The sequence below is a fragment of the Pseudomonas sp. No.117 genome (genome assembly GCF_054558395.1).
Genome location: NZ_BAAJNP010000003.1, coordinates 29346 through 48047, shown reverse-complemented (window position 1 = coordinate 48047; position 18702 = coordinate 29346). Strand labels below are relative to the sequence as shown.

Below are 18702 nucleotides of genomic sequence, written 5' to 3'. Positions count from 1 at the left end.
AGCGCCGGCCGGGCTCGGATCCACAAGACATCGCCGCACGCCCGGCACGGCGCGGTGATGCCTCTGGTCTCGCCAACCCTGACTGGCTGTCCTGACCACGGCGGTTGCCGAGTATGTTGACCAGGACGCTTTCCGCCGCGGCGGAAGCAGGCTACTCCCCAAAGAGGCCGCCACCTTACCTAGCCGGATAGAGAAAGTCTATCTTGTAGATAGTTCTAATATATATAGCCTTGGCTAAATCTTCTGCCGTGTGGGGATCGAGCGAGTCGCTCAGGAGGCTTGAAAGCCGCATTCCAGCAGGGTTCCCGCTGCGGCAGAGGCTGCTGCGGGTGGGCGCGAATGGCCAAGGTCGCGACTGCGGAGTGTCGCCGGCAGGCCGCTGCAGGTCGCGCGCAGGTGGCGGGGTAGGGGGATGAAGGGACTGCTTCTAGGACGCACCTGAGCGCGAGCGAAGCGCTGCCGGCGGGTGGACGAAGACCTGCAGGGCACGGAGACCGCTGCCTTCGCGGCGAGGCTCAGCTCGCGTGGGGCGAAGACCAATGATGGCGCTCTGCCGTCCCCGTTTCGTCATGGCGCTGACACCTAATTGTCACATTTCGGCAATAGCCTAGCGCCAGCCCTCACTAAGGTAATGGAGCAACCAATGAAACGCACGTTCAGCCTCTCCCTGTTGTTGTCGGCCTTTTGCCTGAGCACTGCCGCTCACGCCGTGGATGTCACGGGCGCAGGCTCGAGCTTCGTGTTCCCTGTTCTGTCGAAGTGGTCGCAGGCCTTCAGCGAGAAGACCGGCAACCGCATCAACTACCAGTCCATCGGCTCCGGCGGCGGCATCGCCCAGATCAAGGCCGGCACCGTGGACTTCGGCGCCACCGACGCGCCCATGAGCACCGACGACCTGCAGAAGGGCGGTCTGGGCCAGTTCCCGACCATCATCGGCGGCATCGTGCCGGTGGTGAACGTAGAAGGCATCGAGCCTGGCAAGCTGAAGCTCGACGGTCCGGTCCTGGCCAAGATCTTCATGGGTGAGATCAAGACCTGGAACGACCCGGCCATCGCCGCGCTGAACGCCGGCATGAAGCTGCCCGACAGCGCCATCACCGTGGTACGGCGTTCCGACGGCTCGGGCACCTCCTACAACTTCACCAACTACCTGGCCAAGGTCAGCCCGGAGTGGAAGGAGAAGTTCAACTTCGGCACCACCGTCAACTGGCCGGTCGGTGTGGGTGGCAAGGGTAACGAGGGTATCGCCGCCTACGTGAAGCAGATCAAGGGCTCCATCGGCTACGTCGAGTACGCCTATGCGCTGACCAACAAGATGGCCCACGTGCAGCTGAAGAACGCCGCCGGCAACTTCGTGCAGCCCGAAGCCAAGAGCTTCCAGGCCGCCGCCGCCACCGCCGATTGGAAGAGCGCCAAGGACTTCAACCTGCTGATGACCAACGCGCCCGGCGCCGAGGCCTGGCCGATCACCGCCACCACCTGGATCGTGATGTACAAGGAGCCGAAGAACGAAGAGCGCAGCAAGGTCGCCTTCGACTTCTTCAAATGGTCCCTGGAGCAGGGCCAGAAGGATGCCGCGGCCCTGGACTACGTCCCGGTCCCGGATGCGCTGGTCAAGCAGATCGAAGGCTACTGGGCGTCTGACTTCAAGAAGTAAGCACGACTGTCCCGCCGCCTGGATCCCCTGGGGTCCAGGCGGTTTCGCGCGTCCTTCCAGGTAGACGGAAAGCTCCATGACCGACCAAACCCTACCCCTCTCAGCCACCCAGGAACAGCGCATCCGCCGCGATACCCGCGCCGATGTCTGGTTCCGCCGGCTGCTGTTTTCCGCCGCGCTGCTGGTACTGCTGGTACTGGTCGGCGCCGCCGCGTCCACCCTCTGGGGCGGTCGCCACGCCTTCATGACCTTCGGCCTGGATTTCATCACCTCCACCGAGTGGGATGTCGGCGCCGAGAAGTTCGGCGCCCTGGTGCCCATCTACGGCACCCTGATGACCTCCTTCATCGCCCTGCTGCTGGCCGTGCCCACCGCCTTCGGCATCGCCCTGTTCCTCTCGGAGATCGCCCCCACCTGGCTGCGCGGTCCGGTGGCCACGGCGGTGGAACTGCTGGCGGGCATTCCCTCGATCATCTACGGCATGTGGGGCCTGTTCGTCTTCGGGCCCTTCATGGCCGCGCACATCTCGCCCTTCATCAACGACTACCTCGGCGCCATCCCGGTGATCGGGGTGCTGTTCCAGGGCCCGCCGCTGGGCATCGGCATGCTCACCGCCGGCATCATCCTGGCGATCATGATCCTGCCCTTCATCACCTCGGTGATGTACGAGGTGTTCCGCAGCGTGCCGGCCCAGCTCAAGGAATCGGCCTACGCCCTGGGCTCCACCACCTGGGAAGTCTGCTGGGACATCGTGCTGCCCTATACCCGCTCGGCGGTGGTCGGCGGCGCCTTCCTCGGCCTGGGCCGCGCCTTGGGCGAGACCATGGCGGTGACCTTCGTGCTGGGCAACGCCCACCAGTTCTCCCTCTCGCTGATGATGCCGAGCAGCTCCATCGCCTCGGTGATCGCCAACGAATTCAACGAGGCCTATACCGATCTGCACCGCTCCTCGCTGATCGCCCTGGGCTTCCTGCTGTTCGTGGTGACCTTCTTCGTGCTGCTGGCGGCACGGCTGATGCTGACGCAGCTGTCGCGCAAGGCAGGTAACTGATGCAGATCGACGCCTATCTCTATCGCAAGCGCCGGATCAAGAACGGCATCGCGCTGATCTTCGGCAGCGCCGCCGCCGTGCTCGGCCTGGGTTTCCTGGCCTGGATCCTCGGTACCACCCTGATCAAGGGCGTGAGCGCCCTGAGCCCGAGCATCTTCGTCGAGATGACGCCACCGCCCGGCGCCGCCGAGGGTGGCCTGGCCAACGCCTTGTTCGGCAGCGTGCTGATCACCCTGCTGGCCACCGCCATCGGCGCGCCCATCGGCATCCTCGCCGGGCTCTGGCTGGCCGAATACGCCCGCCACTCCAAGCTCGGCCTGGTGGTGCGCTTCGTCAACGACATCCTGCTGTCGGCGCCGTCCATCGTCATCGGCCTGTTCATCTACACCGCCGTGGTGGTGACGCTGAACCAGTACACCGGCGGCAGCCTGGGCTTCTCCGGCTTCGCCGGCGCCCTGGCGCTGGCCATGCTGGTGGTGCCGGTGGTGACCCGTACCACCGACGAGATGATGCAGCTGCAGCCGCCGGCCATGCGTGAAGCGGCCCTGGCCCTGGGCATCCCCCAGTGGAAGGTGACCCTGCAGATCCTGCTGCGCGCTTCCCGCGCCGGCGTGGTGACCGGGGTGCTGCTGTCCATCGCCCGCATCACCGGCGAGACCGCGCCGCTGCTGTTCACCGCCTTCGGCAACCAGTACTGGAACGCCGACGTGCTCAAGCCCATGGCCACCGTGCCGGTGACCATCTTCCAGTTCGCCATGAGCCCGTTCGAGAACTGGCAGCAACTGGCCTGGGCCGGCGCCCTGCTGCTGACCCTGTTCGTGCTGTTCCTGAACCTTTCCTCTCGCTTCTTCTTTCGCAACCGGGATTCCAAGTGACCACCATGCAGACGCAGATACCGGAACTGCAGGCGCGCGACGTCGGCTTCCGCTACAAGGGCCACCAGGCGCTCAAGTCGATCAACCTGGACATCGCGGCCAAGCAGATCACCGCCATCATCGGCCCGTCCGGATGCGGCAAGTCCACCCTGCTGCGCATCTTCAACCGCATCTACTCCGAATACCCGGGGCTGGAAGCGACCGGCGAGATCCTCATGGACGGGGAGAACATCCTCGATCCCAAGTACTCGCTGAGCCGCCTGCGCAGCACCATCGGCATGGTGTTCCAGAAGCCGGTGCCTTTCCCCATGTCCATCGCCGACAACGTCGCCTACGGCATCCGCCACCACGAGCGGCTGTCCCGGGTGGAGTTGCAGGACCGCGTTGAACAGGCCCTGCGCGGCGCGGCGCTGTGGGACGAGGTCAAGGACAAGCTCAACCAGAGCGCCCTGGGCCTCTCCGGCGGCCAGCAGCAGCGGCTGTGCATCGCCCGCACCATCGCCCTGCGGCCGCGGGTGCTGCTGCTGGACGAGCCGACCTCGGCGCTGGACCCCATCTCCACCGCGCGCATCGAACAGCTGCTGGCCGAACTCAAGCAGGAGTTCACCGTGGTGATCGTCACCCACAACATGCAGCAGGCGGCGCGTTGCTCCGACGTCACCGCCTTCATGTACCTGGGCGAGCTGATCGAAGTGGACAAGACCGACAAGATCTTCACCAAGCCGGACAAGAAGCAGACCGAGGACTACATCACCGGTCGCTTCGGCTGAAGCCTGGCCCGTTCGTCCTCGAAGGCCACTCCCCGGAGTGGCCTTTTTCATGGGTGGGCGGAAAGTGGCAGGGCAGGGCGGCCGCCCGTTTTCTCCGAGGAAGAAACTGTCCCCAGGTCGGAGAAGGACTGTCTCTCAAGGCGCAACGCATGGCTATCTCGTGAAATTTTCATTTATTTTCAAAGGCTTGTATTAAAAGTTTTACTTTATTGAAGGCAAACCGACATCTCTTCTGCCGAGACTGACCGAGCTTTGTGACGGGCTGCATTGCCAGCCACTACTGCCTGGATTGTCTTGAAAGGAGATCTGCCAATGTCTGTTAACCCTTATCGATTCACGGCGCTGTTCTCGGGTGTGCTCCTGGCCACCTGCTCGGCCGCCGCGAGTGCCGCCGTCGATGAGAAACTGCTCGACATGCTCAAGGCCAACGGCTCCATCTCCCCCGCCCAGTACGCCGAATTGCGCGGCGACCTGCAGCAGGAGCAGCAGGCGCGCGCCGCCCAGGTCGCCCAGCAGCAGAAGACCTCCGACTTCGAGAAGAAACTGGCCTGGGCCGCCAAGACCCAGATCAAGGGCGACGTGCGGGTGCGCCACGAAAGCATCGACATCAGCGGCGAGCCGGACAACGGTCGCGACCGGGACCGCCAGCGCATCCGGGCGCGACTGGGCGCCTACAGCGAGATCAATCCGCAGGTGGACACCGGCATCCGCATCGCCACCGGCGGCGGCGACGACGCCCGCTCCACCAACCAGGACCTCAACGGCTACTTCAACAAGAAGCAGCTCTGGCTGGATCAGGCCTACATCGACTACCACCCCACGGCGCTGCCGAATCTGCACCTGGTGGGCGGCAAGATGGGCCAGCAGTGGGTCAGCACCGGCGACGTCATCTGGGACGCCGACATCAACCCCGAGGGTCTGGCCGGCACCTACAGGTACGACCTGGGCGGCGGCGCCGAGCTGTTCGGCAGCACCGGTTACTATGTGCTCAAGGACAACGTCGACGGCGAGGGCTATGAGTTCAGGCACGACCTGCGCCTCTACGCCGGCCAGCTGGGCAGTCGCTTCAACCTGGGCGATGCCGCCAAGCTGATGGTCGGTGGCAGCGTCTACGCCTACGACAAGGACCAGGACAGCACCTGCCCGACCACCGGCTCGGTCACCTCGCCCTGCGCCCTGGCGGTCAATGGCAACACCACCGACCGCTTCCAGCTCTACGAGGGCTTCGCCCAGCTGGACCTGACCAAGCTGTGGGTGCCGCTGTCCTTCTATGGCCAGTACGTGGTCAACGACAAGGCCGACGACGGCGAGGACACTGCCTGGCTGGTGGGCGCCAAGACCAAGCTGATGCAGCGGGTCGGGCTGGAATACAACTACCGCGATGTCCAGCGCAATGCCGTGGTGGGCGCCTTCACCGACTCCGACTTCGGCAACGGCTCGACCGGTGCCCGCGGCCACAAGCTCAAGCTCGGCTACGAGATCGACAAGAACTTCGGCGTGGGCCTGACCTATTTCCTCGCCGAGTCCGACACCGCCAGCCGCTTCCGCACCGATGCCGACGTCAAGACCCTGCAGTTGGACCTGGAAGCCAAGTTCTAACCACGGCCTTCAGGTCGTGCTCCGCTTGAGCCGCCCTCGGGCGGTTCTTTTTTGCCTGCGCGATGGAGAGACTCGCCTGGCAAGTGTTGGGCTTCGCTGCGCTCAACCCAACCTACGCAGAAGCCGCTCCGCCCATACGCAGGGGCTGCTGCTTTTCCCCCTCTCCCTCCGGGAGAGGGCTGGGGTGAGGGAAGCTCCCGCCTACTGACGCTCCACCCGGATCTCCACCAACTTGCCGTCGACGAACCTGAGCTGGCGCGTGGCCCCGTTCGCCGGGCCATAGGTCCAGAACTGGGTCTCGGCCGCGTTGAACTTGGGCACGCCGTTGTTGCGCAGGGCGGGCGGGATCACCTTGCGCTCGGCCGGGGCGCCGCAGGCGGCGAGGACCTGTTCGACGCTGTCGCCTTCCTCGACGAGACTCTGGCCGCAGCGCAGGCTGGCCTGGGCGAGCAGGGGCAGCAGCAGGGGAATTAGCAGCAGGTGACGGACGTGCATGGCGCCTCCACGACAGGACAGCCCCGAGCTTAGCCAACCCCCGGCCAGGACGCCTGGCGCAAAATCTCGGTCAACTCCGCCGCCAGGCCATAAAGCCTGCGTAACGACGCGGGACAGCCGGCGGCGAGAGGCGTATTGCTGGACACCCCTTCTCCCTGAGTCCCGTCCGCACCATGGTCGCGATCCAAGCCCGCCTGCCCGTCGCCACCCCCGTTCCCCGACCCGAGCCCGTGTTGCACCTGCCGCCCAGCAGCACCCTGCTGATCATCGTCGAGCGCAAGGAAGACTGGTCGGACTACCTGCCCAGCGAAAGCATCGTCACCGCCCAGGAATACCTGGAAGACCGCCGCCTCACCGCCGGCGGTGGCCGCATCCAGGTGCTCAACCTCTGCCGCAACTACCGCTACCTGGGCCATGGCTACTACTGCTCGCTGCTGGCGGAGGCGCGTGGCCATCGCGTCATCCCCTCGGTGCGCACCCTCAGCGAACTCAACCGCAAGGCGCTCTACGGCCTGATGCTGGAGGACCTCGACGCCCTGCTGGACCAGGCCCTCGCCGAGCACCCGCTGGGCGCCACCGAGGGCTTCACCCTCAACCTCTATTTCGGGCGGACCGACTTCGCGCCGCTGCAGGCCCTGGCCCGACAGCTGTTCGACGCCTTTCCCTGCCCGATCCTGCAGGTGGAGTTGCGCCACAGCCGCCACTGGCACATCGCCGGGATCAAGAGTGGCGCCCTGCACCGGCTGCAGGATGCCCAGCAATACGCCTTCGCCGATGCCCTCGATGCCTTCAACCGGCGCATCTGGCGGCAGCCGGCCTCGCGCCGCCAGGCACGCTACGACCTGGCCATCCTCCACGATCCCGAGGAAGGCCTGCCGCCTTCCAACGCCGCGGCCCTGGCCAACTTCGTCGCCGCCGGGCGCGACCTGGGGGTCGCTGTGGAGCTGATCGAGCGCAAGGACTACGGCCGGCTGGCGGAATACGACGCCCTGTTCATCCGCGCCACCACCCGGGTCGACGACCACACCTACCGTTTCGCGCGCAAGGCCGAGAGCGAAGGCCTGGTGGTGCTGGACGATCCCGCGTCCATCCTGCGCTGCACCAACAAGGTCTTTCTCACCGACCTCCTGGCCATGCACGGCCTGGGCATGCCGCGCACCGAGATCCTCTATCGCGAACGCCCCCAGGAGCTGGAGGAGGTAGGCCGTCGCCTGGGCTATCCGCTGGTGCTGAAGATTCCCGACGGCTGTTTTTCCCGTGGGGTGCTCAAGGTGGCCGACGCCGCCGAGCTGCGCCAGGCCGCGGCGGAGCTGTTCGAGCGCTCGGTGCTGCTGCTGGCCCAGGAATACCTCTACACCGCCTTCGACTGGCGCATCGGCGTGCTCGCCGGCGAGCCCCTCTACGCCTGCCGCTACTTCATGTCCGCCGGCCATTGGCAGATCTACAACCACAAGGCGGAGTCGGGCAGTACCGGGGGGCGCTGCGAGGCGGTGCCCATCGCCGCCGTGCCACCGGCGGTGGTCGAGCTGGCGGTACAGGCCGCCGCTCTGATCGGCGATGGCCTCTATGGCGTCGACCTCAAGCAGGATGACGAGCGCCTGGTGGTCATCGAGGTCAACGACAACCCCAACCTGGACGCGGGCATCGAGGATGGCGTGCTGGGCGAGAGCCTCTACCGACGGGTGCTGGAGGATTTCGTCCGGCGCCTGGATCAGCGGCGCCAGGGCTGGTAGGAGCACGCCATGATCGAGAGCTTCGCCCTGCACGACGGCGCCCTGATACCGACCCCTGAACGGACGGCGCCGGTGCTGTTCTGCCGCGACCCCGATGCCCAGGAACGGGCCTGGCTGCTGGGCAGCTTCGCCCTGGATGCCCACCGCCTGGCCTCGGCGCTGGATCCCGATGAGGTGTCGCGGCTGGAAGGGCAGGGCGACGACCTCTTCCTGATCTGGAAACGCCCGGAACGCTATGCCGGCGGCGCGCGGTTCGCCTTCGAGGTGTCGTCCTTCGGCCTGCTCTGGCGACCGGAGCGACTGGTGGTCATCTCCTCCGGGCAGTCGCTGCTGGCCAGCGAGGGGACGTCGCATGCCCTGCAGGATCCGCTGGACGTGCTGGTGGAGCTGCTGTTTCGCAGCGTGCACCACTACCAGGGCCATCTGCGGGTCATCAAGCTGGTCGGTCGCGAATTGCAGCAGCGCTTCGACAGCTCCCTGGCCAACGAGCATCTGGTGCAGATGTTCAACCTCAGCGAGAGCCTGATCCACTACATCAACGCCCTGCAGGGCAATGGCGCGGTACTCGACCGCCTGCGCCAGATCGCCGCGAAGCGTGACCTGGGCGAATCCCTGCGGGCGCGCCTGGAAGACCTCAGCATCGAGAACGACCAGTGCCGGCGCCAGGCGGACATCTATGCCACGGTGTTCGCCCGGCTTATGGATGCCCGCGGCAACCTCGCCAACAACAGCATGAATCTGACCCTGCGCAACCTCACCCTGGTCAACGTGGTGTTCCTCCCGCTCAACCTCATCGCCGGCATCGGTGGCATGTCGGAGTTCAGCATGATGACCGCCGGCCATCCCTGGTGGCTGTCCTACTCGCTGCTGCTGGTGGCGATGCTGGCGTTGAGCCTTGGCCTGACCTGGATCCTGCGCCGCTCGCTGCGGCGCCGGGCCGAATCCGCCGCACGTGCGGCCTAGTAGCAAGAGAGGCAAGCATGGAAAGACATCTGCTCGGCTTGGGCATCGTCCTGGCGATCCTGGCCTTCGGTCTCCTGACCCTGGTCATCGATCTGCGCCGTGGCCAGCGACAGCATCGGCAGCCGGCGCTCAGCCCGGAAAGCGCCGGCTCAGATAGCGCGAGCCGGCCAGGCCGAAGCGCCAGGGCACCTCGCGCGCGCGGGTGATGCCGATGCGCGGGCCCTGGACCACGGCCACCGGCTCGGTCGCCGGGTCCAGTTGGAAGGGCGGCCCTGCCAGCGGCAGGCCGTCGTGGCTGCCGTCGATGCCCAGGGCCTGGCAGACTCGGCCAGGACCGGCGCAGAGCAGGCGATCGGCCAGGCCGCCGCGGCGCTCGCGCATCACTTCCAGGCCCCAGCGTGGCTCCAGGGCGCGGATCAACACCCCGGCGCCATGGCCGGCCTCGCGGCAGACCAGGTTGAAGCACCAGTGGATGCCGTAGGAGCGATAGACATAGGCATGCCCGGGCGGACCGAACATGGCCCGGTTGCGCGGGGTGGGGCCGGCAAAGCTGTGGGAGGCCGGATCCTCGCCGTCGTAGGCTTCCGTCTCGACGATCACACCGCCCACCCCGTCGACCGCCAGGCTGGCGCCGATCAGCAGGAGGGCGACTTCCTCCACCGGGCGAGCGAAGTCCACTTCCATCACGCCTCGGGCTCCGGCTCTTCCAGGATCAGCGCAGCATGCACCATGGCCAGATGGCTCAGGCCCTGGGGAAAGTTGCCCAGGGCCGCGCCGTCCTGGGGATCGCGCATCTCGGTCATCAGGCCCACGCCGTTGAGGCTGGCGGCCAGCACCTCGCGCATCAACTCGCGCGCCTGATCGACCTCGCCCAGTACCGCATGGGCCTCGACCATCCAATAGGAACAGGCGAGGAAGGCACCTTCCTCGCGCTCGGCGCCGCTGTAGCGATAGACCAGGGGCCCGCGAGCCAACTCGCGACGGATGGCCGCCAGGGTGCTGACCGAGCGGGCGCCGCCATCGAAGCCGAAGCGGATGCCCAATAGCAGGCCGGCATCCAGCCGCTCGGTGCCGGCATAGAAGGTGTAGGCCTGCTGGCGTTCGCTCCAGCAGTGTTCGTCGACCCAGTCGCGGATACGGTCGCGCTCGCGCTGCCAGCGACCGCACATCGCATCAGGGATATGGCCCTCACGGGCCAGGGTTACGGCGCGATCCAGGGCGAACCAGCAACCCAGCTTGGACAGGGTGTAGTGGCGCTGCTCGGGCAATTCCCACATGCCGGCGTCCGGCTGGCGCCAGCTGTCGGCGCAGAGATTGGCCAGGTCGGTGAGCAGGCTGGCGGTGGCGAAATCCAGCACATGGCCCTTGCTCGCATAGAGGCGGAAGGTTTCCAGCAGATCACCATAGAGACTCAGCTGGCACTGGGCGCTGGCACGGTTGCCCACCCGCACCGGCTGGGAGTCGCGATAGCCGGGGACCGGGATGGTGCGTTCTTCCGGCGCCAGCTCGCCCTCCAGGGTGAAGCAGGTGTGCAGGCGATTGCCATGCCGGCGGATGACGTTCTGGATCCAGGCCAGGGCTGCCTGGGCCTCGCCAAGCGCGCCCAGGCGCAGGAAGGCCTTGATGGTAAAGACCGCATCGCGTACCCAGGCATAACGGTATTCGTAGTTCTTGTCGCCGCCGATCCGCTCCGGCAGCGAGGTGGTGGCCGCCGCCACGATGGCGCCGGTGGGGGAGTAGAGCAGCAGCTTGAGCGCCAGCGCCGAGCGCTTCACCTCGCTGAGGAATTCGCCACGATAGGCGAAACCCTGGGCCCATTCGCGCCAGGCCTGGTCACTGCGGTCGATGCGCTGGTCGACTTCCTCCAGCGTCGGCACGATCAGGGGCTCGTTCTCGGTCGCGGTCAGCGCCAGGACGCTGCGCTGGCCGGCTTCCAGCACCAGGCGCGCCACCAGCCGGCGGTCGTCGCACTGGAGGATCTCCAGCCGTTCGCAATACCTCAGGGTGGCCATGACGCCATCGACATGCATGACTTCGCCATTGGGCGTGCTGCGCATCCACGGCGAGACCGTTTGGCCCTGGGTGCCGGGCACCAGTTCGATGCGCAATTCGACCCGCCCCGCGAGGCCTTCGACACGCCGACCCAGCTCGCACCAGGGCAGGCGACCGGCCGAGCCACTGTTGAGCGACTCGGTCAGGCGCACGCTGCCGTCGGCGGTGTGGAAGCAGGTCTCTAGCACATTGCTGTCTTCGCGATAGGCGCGTTCGACGCGGTAGTCGGCCACCGGCGCGATCGAAAAGAAACCGCCGGCCGGCGCATCCAGCAGGCGGTCGAACAGCGGGGCGGAATCCATGTTGGGCACGCACCACCAGTCCAGCGAGCCGTCCGGCGCCACCAGGGCCACCGAGCGACCGTCGGAGAGGGCGGCATAACCCGCCAGGGGCGCATAGCCGTCCTGGCGAGCCGGGTCGAAGGCCACCATGGCCGTCAGCCCATGCCTCCGGTGGCGCCATAGACCTCACCGGTCACATAGCTGGATTCCTGGGAGGCCAGCAGTACATAGATGGGGGCCAGTTCGGCCGGCTGACCGGGGCGCTTGAACACCGTCTCGCCGCCGAAGCTGGGGATCTTCTCCTGCGGCTGGCCACCACTGGGTTGCAGGGGCGTCCAGAAGGGACCGGGGGCCACGGCATTGACGCGGATGCCCTTGCTGGCGACCTGCTTGGCCAGCGCCTTGGTGAAGTTGGTGATGGCCGCCTTGGTGGAGGCGTAGTCCAGCAGGAATTCCGAAGGCTGGGTGGCCTGGATCGAGGTGGTGTTGATGATGGCGGCGCCGGCCGGCAGGTGCGGTAGCGCGGCCTTGCACAGCCAGAACAGCGCATAGACATTGGTCTTGAAGGTGGCGTCGAACTGCTCGGTGGTCAGCTCGGCGATGTCCTGCACCGCGGTCTGCTTGCCGGCCACGTTGACCAGGATGTCGAGGCCGCCCAAGGCGTCTTTCGCCTTGCTCACCAACTGGTTGCAGAAGGCTTCGTCCTTCAGGTCACCGGGCAGGCAGAAGGCCTGGCGCCCTTCGGCTTCCACCAGCTTGACCACTTCCTGGGCGTCGGCTTCTTCCTCCGGCAGGTAGTTGAGCACCAGGTCGGCACCCTCGCGGGCATAGGCGATGGCGGTCGCCCGGCCAATGCCCGAATCCGCCCCGGTGATCAACGCCTTGCGCCCAGCCAGCCGACCGAAGCCCTTGTAGCTGGTCTCGCCATGATCGGGACGCGGCTGCATCGCCTGGGCCAGGCCTGGCGCCTCCTGGGGCTGCTTGGGAAACTCCGGCTGGGGATACTGGGTGAGGGGGTTCTGCATGGCGTACTGGTTGTCGCTGGACATGACATCTCCTGAAAGGCGCTAGAAAGGCGCCCGTTGGGCAGCTTTTCGCTGACGTTCAAGGAAATGGAGGGGTAAAGCCGCCACGAGGTTCCCGGCGTCCATCGGCCTCTGTATCCACTTGGACGGATTTCTTACCTCGGCTTTACCCCCGGCTACGCCTTTTTGGCCGTGGCCTGGCGTCCAAGGAGGTGACGCAGGGAAGGTCCCTGCGCTGTTGGAGAAAGCGGATGTTGGTTAAGAGCTGCAAGGTGGCCCTGCTGGCCGTAGTACTGTCGTTGTCCGGGTGCTGGCTGTTCATGCCGCCACCGGGCGGCGGGCATGGTGGTCCCGGCGGTGGCCATGGCGGACCTGCGGGTGGTCCTGGCCAGGCTGGGCCACGCTAGCGCCAGCCTTCAGGTGTCGAGCGGCTCCAGGCGCAGGGCGACACCGGTACGTTGCAGGGTGAGGATGTCCGCCTCGCGACAGCCGATCAGGTCGCCGGTGGCGGTGCGCAACTGGTCATCTTCCAGCTGGGCATAGGACCGGGGCAGGGTGCCGTCGCCCGTGACCATGATGTAGAGCTGACCGCACAGCAGTTGGCCGGCCAGCCGCCCATCGTCCAGGCCGATCAGGCGATAGCTGCGGCGGGCGTCGTAGGTGAAGGGCATGGGCGCATCCAATCGAGAGGTTCTGCTCAGAACCACTCTGGCGGGCAATGTTCCCTGCCGCTTGGCTGCGCGTGGCACGCCAGGCCCCGCCGTTGCGCTTGAAGCCTGCCGCCCGCTGGGTGGCGGCAGGCCAACCGCTGGTCGCAGTCGTTTCTCAATAACGGAACTGGGCTACCAGGCCCTGGAAGGACGTGGCCAGGCGCGACAGTTCCTGGCTGGACGCGGCGGTCTGCTGGGCGCCGGTCGCGGTCTGGGTGGACAGGTCCTGGATGTTGACCAAGTTGCGGTCCACTTCGCGAGCCACCTGGGCCTGCTCCTCCGCCGCACTGGCGATCACCAGGTTGCGTTCCTCGATCCGTGCCACCCCGGCGGTGATCCGCTCCAGCGCCTCGCCGGCGCGGTTGGCCCGCTGCTGGGTGTCGTCCGCCAGCGACTGGCTCTTGTGCATGGCGCTCACCGCTTCTTCGGCGCTACTGCGCACGGTGCTCATCATGCGCTCGATCTCGCCGGTGGAGCCCTGGGTCCTGTGGGCCAGGGCACGGACCTCGTCCGCCACCACGGCGAAGCCGCGCCCCTGCTCGCCAGCGCGGGCCGCTTCGATGGCGGCATTGAGCGCCAGCAGGTTGGTCTGCTCGGCGATGCCGCGGATGACCTCCAGCACCTTGCCGATCTCGCGGATCTGGCCTTCCAGGGTCTGCACCTTCTGGGTGGAGTCGGTGATTTCCTCGGTCATCACCGCCATGGCCTTGGCCGCCTGCTGCACCTGCTCGCGACCCTGCTGGGCCTCATGGCTGGTCTCCTGGGAAGCGGTGGAGGTGGAGGCGGCGTTGCGGGCGACCTCTTCCACGGCGGCGGTCATCTGGTTGACCGCGGTGGCCGCCTGCTGCACTTCGTCATGCTGGCGAACCTGGCCGCGCGAGGTCTCCTCGGTCACGGCGTGCAATTCCTCGGCGGCCGCGGCCAGCTGGCTGGAGGCGCCGGCCATCTGCTGCACGGTATCCTTCAGGCTGCGCTGCATGCCGCCCAGGGCTTGCAGCAGCTGGCCGGCTTCGTCGCGGCGCGTGCTCTGGATCGGTTGGGTCAGGTCGCCCTCGGCGACGCGCTCGGCGCTGGACACGGCTTCGCGGATCGGGCTGACGATCATGCGGGTGATGACGATGCCCAGGACCAGGGCGCAGAGCACCGCCAGCAGCAGGCCGCCGGCGAGCATCCAGAAGGCCTTGCCGTAGGTGGCGATCGCCGCGGCGCCGGCTTCGTTACCCTGGCGCTTGTTGGACTCCACCATGATCTTGAAGGCGGCCATGGTCTTGCGATAGCTGGGCTGCACCTGCTCGTTCAACAGCTGGTTGGCACCGGCCACGTCCTTGGCGGCCAGGCGCGCCAGGACGGTGTCGATGCCGGCGATATAGGTCTTCCACTCACCCTCGAAGGCGTCGCCCGCGACTTTTTCATCCGCTTGCAAGGGCGTTGCGCGGTAGTCGGCGAAGGGCTTCTCGGCATCGGCCTGGTTGGATCGCAGCGAGGCGATGATGCGGTCCTGCTCGGTCTGGGGCGCGTTGGCATAGACCATGGACATCAATCGGAAGATGTCGCGGTTGTGGCCGATCACGTTGTTCTTGGCATCGTTGAGCCGGGTGATGGACAGCAGATTGTTGTTCAGCACCGAATCCAGCAGGCCATTCAGGCTCCTGAGCCCGTTCATGCCGACCGCACCTATGCCCAGGGTGATGAGCGTACAGAGACCGAAGGCGATCGCGAGTTTCTTCGCCAGCGCCAGATTGTTGAACCAGACCATTGGGGAGTTCCTTTCAGCGAGGGATGCCAGCCAGATTGCACCGGATGCCCTTGCTATCGGCACTTATCAGATGACCTTTAACACCGCCGGGCGGGCTCTAGAGCAGGCCATCCGCCACCTCAGCCCCGTCCATAGAGCTGATCCAGCAGACGATTGGCTGCCAGCGCGGCATCCAGGGTGGCCAGTTCCGGGCGCTCCTGGCCGAGCAACCGGTCGAACACCGCCAGGGCCCCCTGGGGCACGCCGGGATCCAGGCCCTCCGCCAATATCTGTCGGTTGCCCTGGGCATCGTGAAGCAGCAGCCGTCCGGCGGAGACTTCCAGCGTTCCCGCGCTGCCGTCTAGCCGGATGGCCAGCCGCGGCCCACGCAGGGTGGCGCTGGCGCGCAGGTGGATCGGCAACCCGCCGGCGCTGAGCAGGGCCTCGCCACCGTGATCCAGTGGCCAGCGGGCGTCGCGCTCCAGGCGGCAATGTTCCACCGTCAGCGGCTGGTCGGTGAGCCAGGCGCTGAAGTCGAGCAGATGCACGGCCAGATCGCCGAAGGCGCCGTAGCCCATGCGCGCCTCGTTCAGGTGCGCCGGCCACTCGCTCAGCCAGCCCTCCAGCAGTCCCGGATGGCCCGCGGTCAGTGACAGGTGGGTGAGGGTACCGATGGCGCCATCCCGCGCCAGCTGGCGCAGCTGCTGCAAGGCCGGGTCGGTACGCAGGTAGAAGCCGCTGAAGCAGGAGCGTCCGGCGAGTCGCTCGGCCAGGGCCGTGGCCCGCGCGGCCGAGACGGCCAGCGGCTTTTCCACGAACAGGTGGCGGGCGCGGGGCAGCAAGGCCGCCACCGCGGCTTCATGGTCATCGATGGCGGTGGTGACGAAGGCCAGGTCCACCGCGGGCAGCTGCCGGAAGTCGTCCAGCACCGGCAGGCCATGGGGCGCGGCGAGGCGCTGGGCACGCTCTGGATCGCGCTCACTGGCCACCGCCACCACCCGCACCCGCGGATCAGCCAGGCTGGTGTCCAGGTAGTCCTGGGCGTGGATCTGTTCGCAACCGACGATGGCGACGCTGAGCATGACGAAGGGTCCTCTAACGGTGGCTGTACCGTTATGGACCCCTCGGCGGTCGCTAAGCTTCCGCGATCAGGCCGGCTGGTAGGCCTTGCCGAAGCGGTTGGCCAGGAAGGCATCCATGTCCACCTGCTCCTGGGCGATGAAGCCGCGCTGTGGCAGCTTGCCTTCGCGGAACAGGTCCAGCGCGGTGCAGATGCCGGCAGCGGTGGTGATCTGGATGGCGCTGGTCAGCTGGCCGTCGCGCTCGGCGGCGAAGATCTTGCGGCTGAATACTTCCTGCACCAGCTTGCCACCGCGCATTCCGCTGACGGTGACGAACACCAGCACCACGTCCTGCATGGTGGTGGGCACGGCGCCACGCAGGATGCCCTTGAGCTGCTCCTGGTCACCGGCCAGGCGCAGGTCTTCCAGCAGGAACTTCATCAGGTCGCGGTGCCCGGGATAGCGCACCGTCTTGTAGTCGAGGGTTTCCACCTGGCCCTGCAGGGTCTCGCAGAGGGTACCCAGGCCGCCGGAGGTGTTGAAGGCCTCGTATTCCACGCCGTCCAGGGAGAAGTGCTCCAGGCCTTCCAGCGGCTGCACCAGTTGCAGTTCGCCGTTGCGCACCGCCTCGCAGGGGTGGCAGTACTCGTTGACCAGGCCGTCGACGCTCCAGGTCAGGTTGTACTTCAGCGCATTGGTGGGGAATTCCGGCAGGGCGCCGACGCGCATCTTCACTTCGCGCACGCTGTCGAAGCGCTTGGCCAGCGAATGGGCGGCAATACCGATGAAGCCGGGCGCCAGGCCGCACTGGGGCATGAAGGCATTGCTCGCGCCCTCGGCCAGCTGGCGGATGGCCTTGGTGGCCTTCACGTCTTCGGTCAGGTCGAAGTAGTGGGTATTGGTGGCCTTGGCCGCCTGGGCCACGGGAATCGCCAGGTGATAGGGCAGGGCGTTGAGCACCACGTCCTGATCGTCCAGGGCGGCGATCAGAGCGGCGGCGTCGGCGGTATCCAGGGTGCGGGTCCGTACACCCAGGGCCGCGATGGCGGCCAGGGCGCGCTCGTCACGATCGGCCACCGTCACCTGGTAGTCGCCACTGGCATGCAGCAATTGCGAAATGGTATAGCCGATGTGGCCGGCGCCGAGCAGGGTGACTTTCATGGCGGATCCTCCGAGGTTGAAGGCTCCAGCTTAGAAAGCGGCGCTGCCAGATGTGAGCGTCAGAGCGTCGAATCGTTGTGCTTTATTTGATGAAACGACGGAGTTTTCGTCGTTTCGACGGAGCGTTTCGTTTTTGAGCCGAAACGTTGCTGCCACAGGCTCTTGATAGACCGTAGGTTGGGTTGAGACGGCTTCATCGTCGAAGTCCAACAGGGATGTTCAGCTTGGGCAGTGTTGGGCTTCGCTGCGCTCAACCCAACCTACGGCGGCCGGTAGGGGCGGTCGCTACGGCGCGCCGGCATGGCCAGGATCAGCGCTGTGTAGGGTCGGCACCCCGGCTAACCACCACGGCTGCAATCACTACCTAACCCGGCACCACCCGCAGCAACTGGCCTTCCTCGCCATCGGTGAGCAGCCAGAGAGTGCCATCCGGTCCGCTGCGCACATCGCGCAATCGTTGGTCCAATTCCTGGAACAACAGCTCCTGCTGGCCGGGCTTGCCGTCCACCAGGGGTATCCGCCGTACCGATTTCTCCCGCAGCGCGGCCACGAACAGGCTGCCCCGCCAGACGGGAAAATCCGTACCGTCGTACCAGGTCATGCCGGCCGGAGCGATAGAGGGCGTCCACTCCAGCAGCGGCGGGGTGATGCCCGGCAGGTCGCGGAACGGCGTGATGCGGGCGCCGGTGTAGTCCACGCCACCGGTGGTCAGCGGCCAGCCGTAGTTGGCGCCGGCGCGGATCAGATTCAGCTCGTCGCCGCCCTTGGAGCCGTGTTCGTGCTCGTACAGCACCTGGCGCTCGGCCACCCAGACCAGCCCCTGGGGGTTACGATGGCCGAGGCTGTAGATCTCCGGCAGGGCGCCAGGGCGGTCGACGAAGGGATTGTCCGCCGGCACCTGGCCGTCGCGGGTCACCCGCACGATCTTGCCCAGATGGGTATCCAGCCGCTGGGCGTCGGTACGCTCCACATTGCCGTCGCCCAGGGCGATGGCCAGGGTGCCGTCGCCAAGCAGCGCCATGCGTGCGCCGAAGTGCTGGCCAAAGGGCTTGGCAGGTTGGCTGGTGAACAGCGTGCGGAGGTCCTGCAGGCGCATGCCGTCCAGCCGGGCACGTATCACCCGCAGGTGATTGGCCTGGCGCGTGCCGGTGGCGTAGGAAAGATAGAGCAACTGGTTGTTCGCAAAGTCCGGGTCCGGCAGCACCTCGAACAGTCCCGCCTGGCCTTCGCTATACAGCTCGGGCAGGCCGGCTATGGCTTCGGCTTGCAAGGCGAGCCGACCCTGGGCATCCGGCACCAGCAGGCGCAGCCGTCCCGCGCCCTCGGTGAGCAGCGCCCGGCCGTCGGGCAGGAAGGCCAGCGACCAGGGCCGCGCGAGTCCGGTCGCCAGCGTCTCGATCTTGTAGGTCGGCGCGGCCGTGGCCAGCGGACCGCCCAGCAGCATCATCAGTAACACAATCCAGGCCCTGGGCCCCGAAGCTTTGGCCCATGGCCAGGGTCTACCGCAGGCATCCGCTGTCGCTACCATCTTGGC

16 protein-coding genes and 1 riboswitch are annotated in these 18702 nt (G+C 66.6%); of the genes, 7 read left to right on the top strand and 9 right to left on the bottom strand.

The annotated features are described in order from the left end of the window. Positions 1-3 precede the first annotated feature (3 nt). Positions 4-167, bottom strand: a riboswitch (yybP-ykoY riboswitch). Positions 168-631: 464 nt separating this feature from the next. The 5 genes from pstS (at position 632) to ACYJP6_RS06995 (ending at position 5952) form a co-directional block, all read left to right on the top strand. Then, positions 632-1657 carry a phosphate ABC transporter substrate-binding protein PstS gene (gene pstS / locus ACYJP6_RS07015; protein WP_459474328.1) on the top strand — a complete coding sequence of 342 codons (1026 nt, stop codon included), beginning with the start codon at positions 632-634 and terminating at the stop codon, positions 1655-1657. Positions 1658-1733: 76 nt separating this feature from the next. Further along, the gene (pstC, locus tag ACYJP6_RS07010) at positions 1734-2708 is read left to right on the top strand and encodes a phosphate ABC transporter permease subunit PstC (protein WP_459474327.1); all 975 of its coding nucleotides are present in this window, start codon (positions 1734-1736) and stop codon (positions 2706-2708) included. Further along, positions 2708-3583: a phosphate ABC transporter permease PstA gene (gene pstA, locus ACYJP6_RS07005; protein ID WP_459474326.1), complete on the top strand. Its 876-nt coding sequence runs from the start codon at positions 2708-2710 to the stop codon at positions 3581-3583. The genes pstC and pstA overlap by 1 nt, the downstream gene beginning before the upstream one ends. Positions 3584-3588: 5 nt before the next feature. After that, complete coding sequence (gene pstB / locus ACYJP6_RS07000; RefSeq protein ID WP_017638707.1) at positions 3589-4353, top strand: phosphate ABC transporter ATP-binding protein PstB; 765 nt, start codon at positions 3589-3591, stop codon at positions 4351-4353. A 312-nt stretch (positions 4354-4665) separates the two neighbouring features. Then, positions 4666-5952, top strand: a complete 1287-nt coding sequence (locus ACYJP6_RS06995; protein WP_459474325.1) for a putative porin — start codon at positions 4666-4668, stop codon at positions 5950-5952. Positions 5953-6153: 201 nt separating this feature from the next. Here the strand turns inward: ACYJP6_RS06995 and ACYJP6_RS06990 are convergent, their stop codons facing one another. After that, positions 6154-6447 (bottom strand): DUF2845 domain-containing protein, encoded by a 294-nt coding sequence (locus ACYJP6_RS06990; RefSeq protein ID WP_459474324.1) that lies wholly within the window; start codon positions 6445-6447, stop codon positions 6154-6156. A gap of 173 nt (positions 6448-6620) precedes the next feature. On the opposite strand from ACYJP6_RS06990, the gene ACYJP6_RS06985 reads away from it, so the two are divergent. After that, positions 6621-8180 carry a RimK family protein gene (locus tag ACYJP6_RS06985; RefSeq protein ID WP_459474323.1) on the top strand — a complete coding sequence of 520 codons (1560 nt, stop codon included), beginning with the start codon at positions 6621-6623 and terminating at the stop codon, positions 8178-8180. Between the two features lie 9 nt (positions 8181-8189). Then, positions 8190-9143 carry a magnesium transporter CorA family protein gene (locus tag ACYJP6_RS06980; RefSeq protein ID WP_459474322.1) on the top strand — a complete coding sequence of 318 codons (954 nt, stop codon included), beginning with the start codon at positions 8190-8192 and terminating at the stop codon, positions 9141-9143. A gap of 129 nt (positions 9144-9272) precedes the next feature. Here ACYJP6_RS06980 and ACYJP6_RS06975 read toward each other — a convergent pair whose 3' ends face one another. From ACYJP6_RS06975 to ACYJP6_RS06940, 8 genes are all read right to left on the bottom strand, one after another. Further along, positions 9273-9827 carry a DNA-3-methyladenine glycosylase gene (locus ACYJP6_RS06975; RefSeq protein ID WP_459474806.1) on the bottom strand — a complete coding sequence of 185 codons (555 nt, stop codon included), beginning with the start codon at positions 9825-9827 and terminating at the stop codon, positions 9273-9275. Further along, positions 9827-11626, bottom strand: a complete 1800-nt coding sequence (locus ACYJP6_RS06970) for a glycoside hydrolase family 15 protein (RefSeq protein WP_459474321.1) — start codon at positions 11624-11626, stop codon at positions 9827-9829. Before ACYJP6_RS06970 ends, ACYJP6_RS06975 begins: the two co-directional genes overlap by 1 nt. A gap of 5 nt (positions 11627-11631) precedes the next feature. After that, positions 11632-12525 carry an SDR family oxidoreductase gene (locus ACYJP6_RS06965; RefSeq protein ID WP_459474320.1) on the bottom strand — a complete coding sequence of 298 codons (894 nt, stop codon included), beginning with the start codon at positions 12523-12525 and terminating at the stop codon, positions 11632-11634. Positions 12526-12917: 392 nt separating this feature from the next. After that, entirely contained in the window at positions 12918-13172 is a 255-nt protein-coding gene (locus ACYJP6_RS06960) for a hypothetical protein (RefSeq protein ID WP_459474319.1), read from the bottom strand. Positions 13173-13326: 154 nt separating this feature from the next. Next, entirely contained in the window at positions 13327-14967 is a 1641-nt protein-coding gene (locus ACYJP6_RS06955; RefSeq protein ID WP_459474318.1) for a methyl-accepting chemotaxis protein, read from the bottom strand. Between the two features lie 119 nt (positions 14968-15086). Continuing rightward, positions 15087-16028 carry a Gfo/Idh/MocA family protein gene (locus ACYJP6_RS06950; protein WP_459474317.1) on the bottom strand — a complete coding sequence of 314 codons (942 nt, stop codon included), beginning with the start codon at positions 16026-16028 and terminating at the stop codon, positions 15087-15089. 66 nt (positions 16029-16094) lie between these two features. Next, a complete protein-coding gene (locus ACYJP6_RS06945; protein WP_459474316.1) occupies positions 16095-17168 on the bottom strand; it encodes a saccharopine dehydrogenase family protein in 1074 nt (357 codons plus the stop codon). 364 nt (positions 17169-17532) lie between these two features. Continuing rightward, on the bottom strand, positions 17533-18615 hold the full coding sequence (locus ACYJP6_RS06940) for a PQQ-dependent sugar dehydrogenase (RefSeq protein WP_459474315.1): 1083 nt from the start codon (positions 18613-18615) through the stop codon (positions 17533-17535). Between the last annotated feature and the right edge of the window lie 87 nt (positions 18616-18702).

What these genes read in the sequence shown, in the direction of transcription:
- pstC (WP_459474327.1), top strand. Translation starts at nt 1,734, where the DNA reads ATGACCGACCAAACCCTACCCCTCTCAGCCACCCAGGAACAGCGCATC.
- ACYJP6_RS06970 (WP_459474321.1), bottom strand. Translation starts at nt 11,626, where the DNA reads ATGGTGGCCTTCGACCCGGCTCGCCAGGACGGCTATGCGCCCCTGGCG.
- ACYJP6_RS06955 (WP_459474318.1), bottom strand. Translation starts at nt 14,967, where the DNA reads ATGGTCTGGTTCAACAATCTGGCGCTGGCGAAGAAACTCGCGATCGCC.
- pstA (WP_459474326.1), top strand. Translation starts at nt 2,708, where the DNA reads ATGCAGATCGACGCCTATCTCTATCGCAAGCGCCGGATCAAGAACGGC.
- ACYJP6_RS06995 (WP_459474325.1), top strand. Translation starts at nt 4,666, where the DNA reads ATGTCTGTTAACCCTTATCGATTCACGGCGCTGTTCTCGGGTGTGCTC.
- ACYJP6_RS06985 (WP_459474323.1), top strand. Translation starts at nt 6,621, where the DNA reads ATGGTCGCGATCCAAGCCCGCCTGCCCGTCGCCACCCCCGTTCCCCGA.
- ACYJP6_RS06990 (WP_459474324.1), bottom strand. Translation starts at nt 6,447, where the DNA reads ATGCACGTCCGTCACCTGCTGCTAATTCCCCTGCTGCTGCCCCTGCTC.
- ACYJP6_RS06965 (WP_459474320.1), bottom strand. Translation starts at nt 12,525, where the DNA reads ATGTCCAGCGACAACCAGTACGCCATGCAGAACCCCCTCACCCAGTAT.
- ACYJP6_RS06945 (WP_459474316.1), bottom strand. Translation starts at nt 17,168, where the DNA reads ATGAAAGTCACCCTGCTCGGCGCCGGCCACATCGGCTATACCATTTCG.
- ACYJP6_RS06960 (WP_459474319.1), bottom strand. Translation starts at nt 13,172, where the DNA reads ATGCCCTTCACCTACGACGCCCGCCGCAGCTATCGCCTGATCGGCCTG.
- ACYJP6_RS06950 (WP_459474317.1), bottom strand. Translation starts at nt 16,028, where the DNA reads ATGCTCAGCGTCGCCATCGTCGGTTGCGAACAGATCCACGCCCAGGAC.
- ACYJP6_RS06975 (WP_459474806.1), bottom strand. Translation starts at nt 9,827, where the DNA reads ATGGAAGTGGACTTCGCTCGCCCGGTGGAGGAAGTCGCCCTCCTGCTG.
- ACYJP6_RS06980 (WP_459474322.1), top strand. Translation starts at nt 8,190, where the DNA reads ATGATCGAGAGCTTCGCCCTGCACGACGGCGCCCTGATACCGACCCCT.
- pstB (WP_017638707.1), top strand. Translation starts at nt 3,589, where the DNA reads ATGCAGACGCAGATACCGGAACTGCAGGCGCGCGACGTCGGCTTCCGC.
- ACYJP6_RS06940 (WP_459474315.1), bottom strand. Translation starts at nt 18,615, where the DNA reads ATGATGCTGCTGGGCGGTCCGCTGGCCACGGCCGCGCCGACCTACAAG.
- pstS (WP_459474328.1), top strand. Translation starts at nt 632, where the DNA reads ATGGAGCAACCAATGAAACGCACGTTCAGCCTCTCCCTGTTGTTGTCG.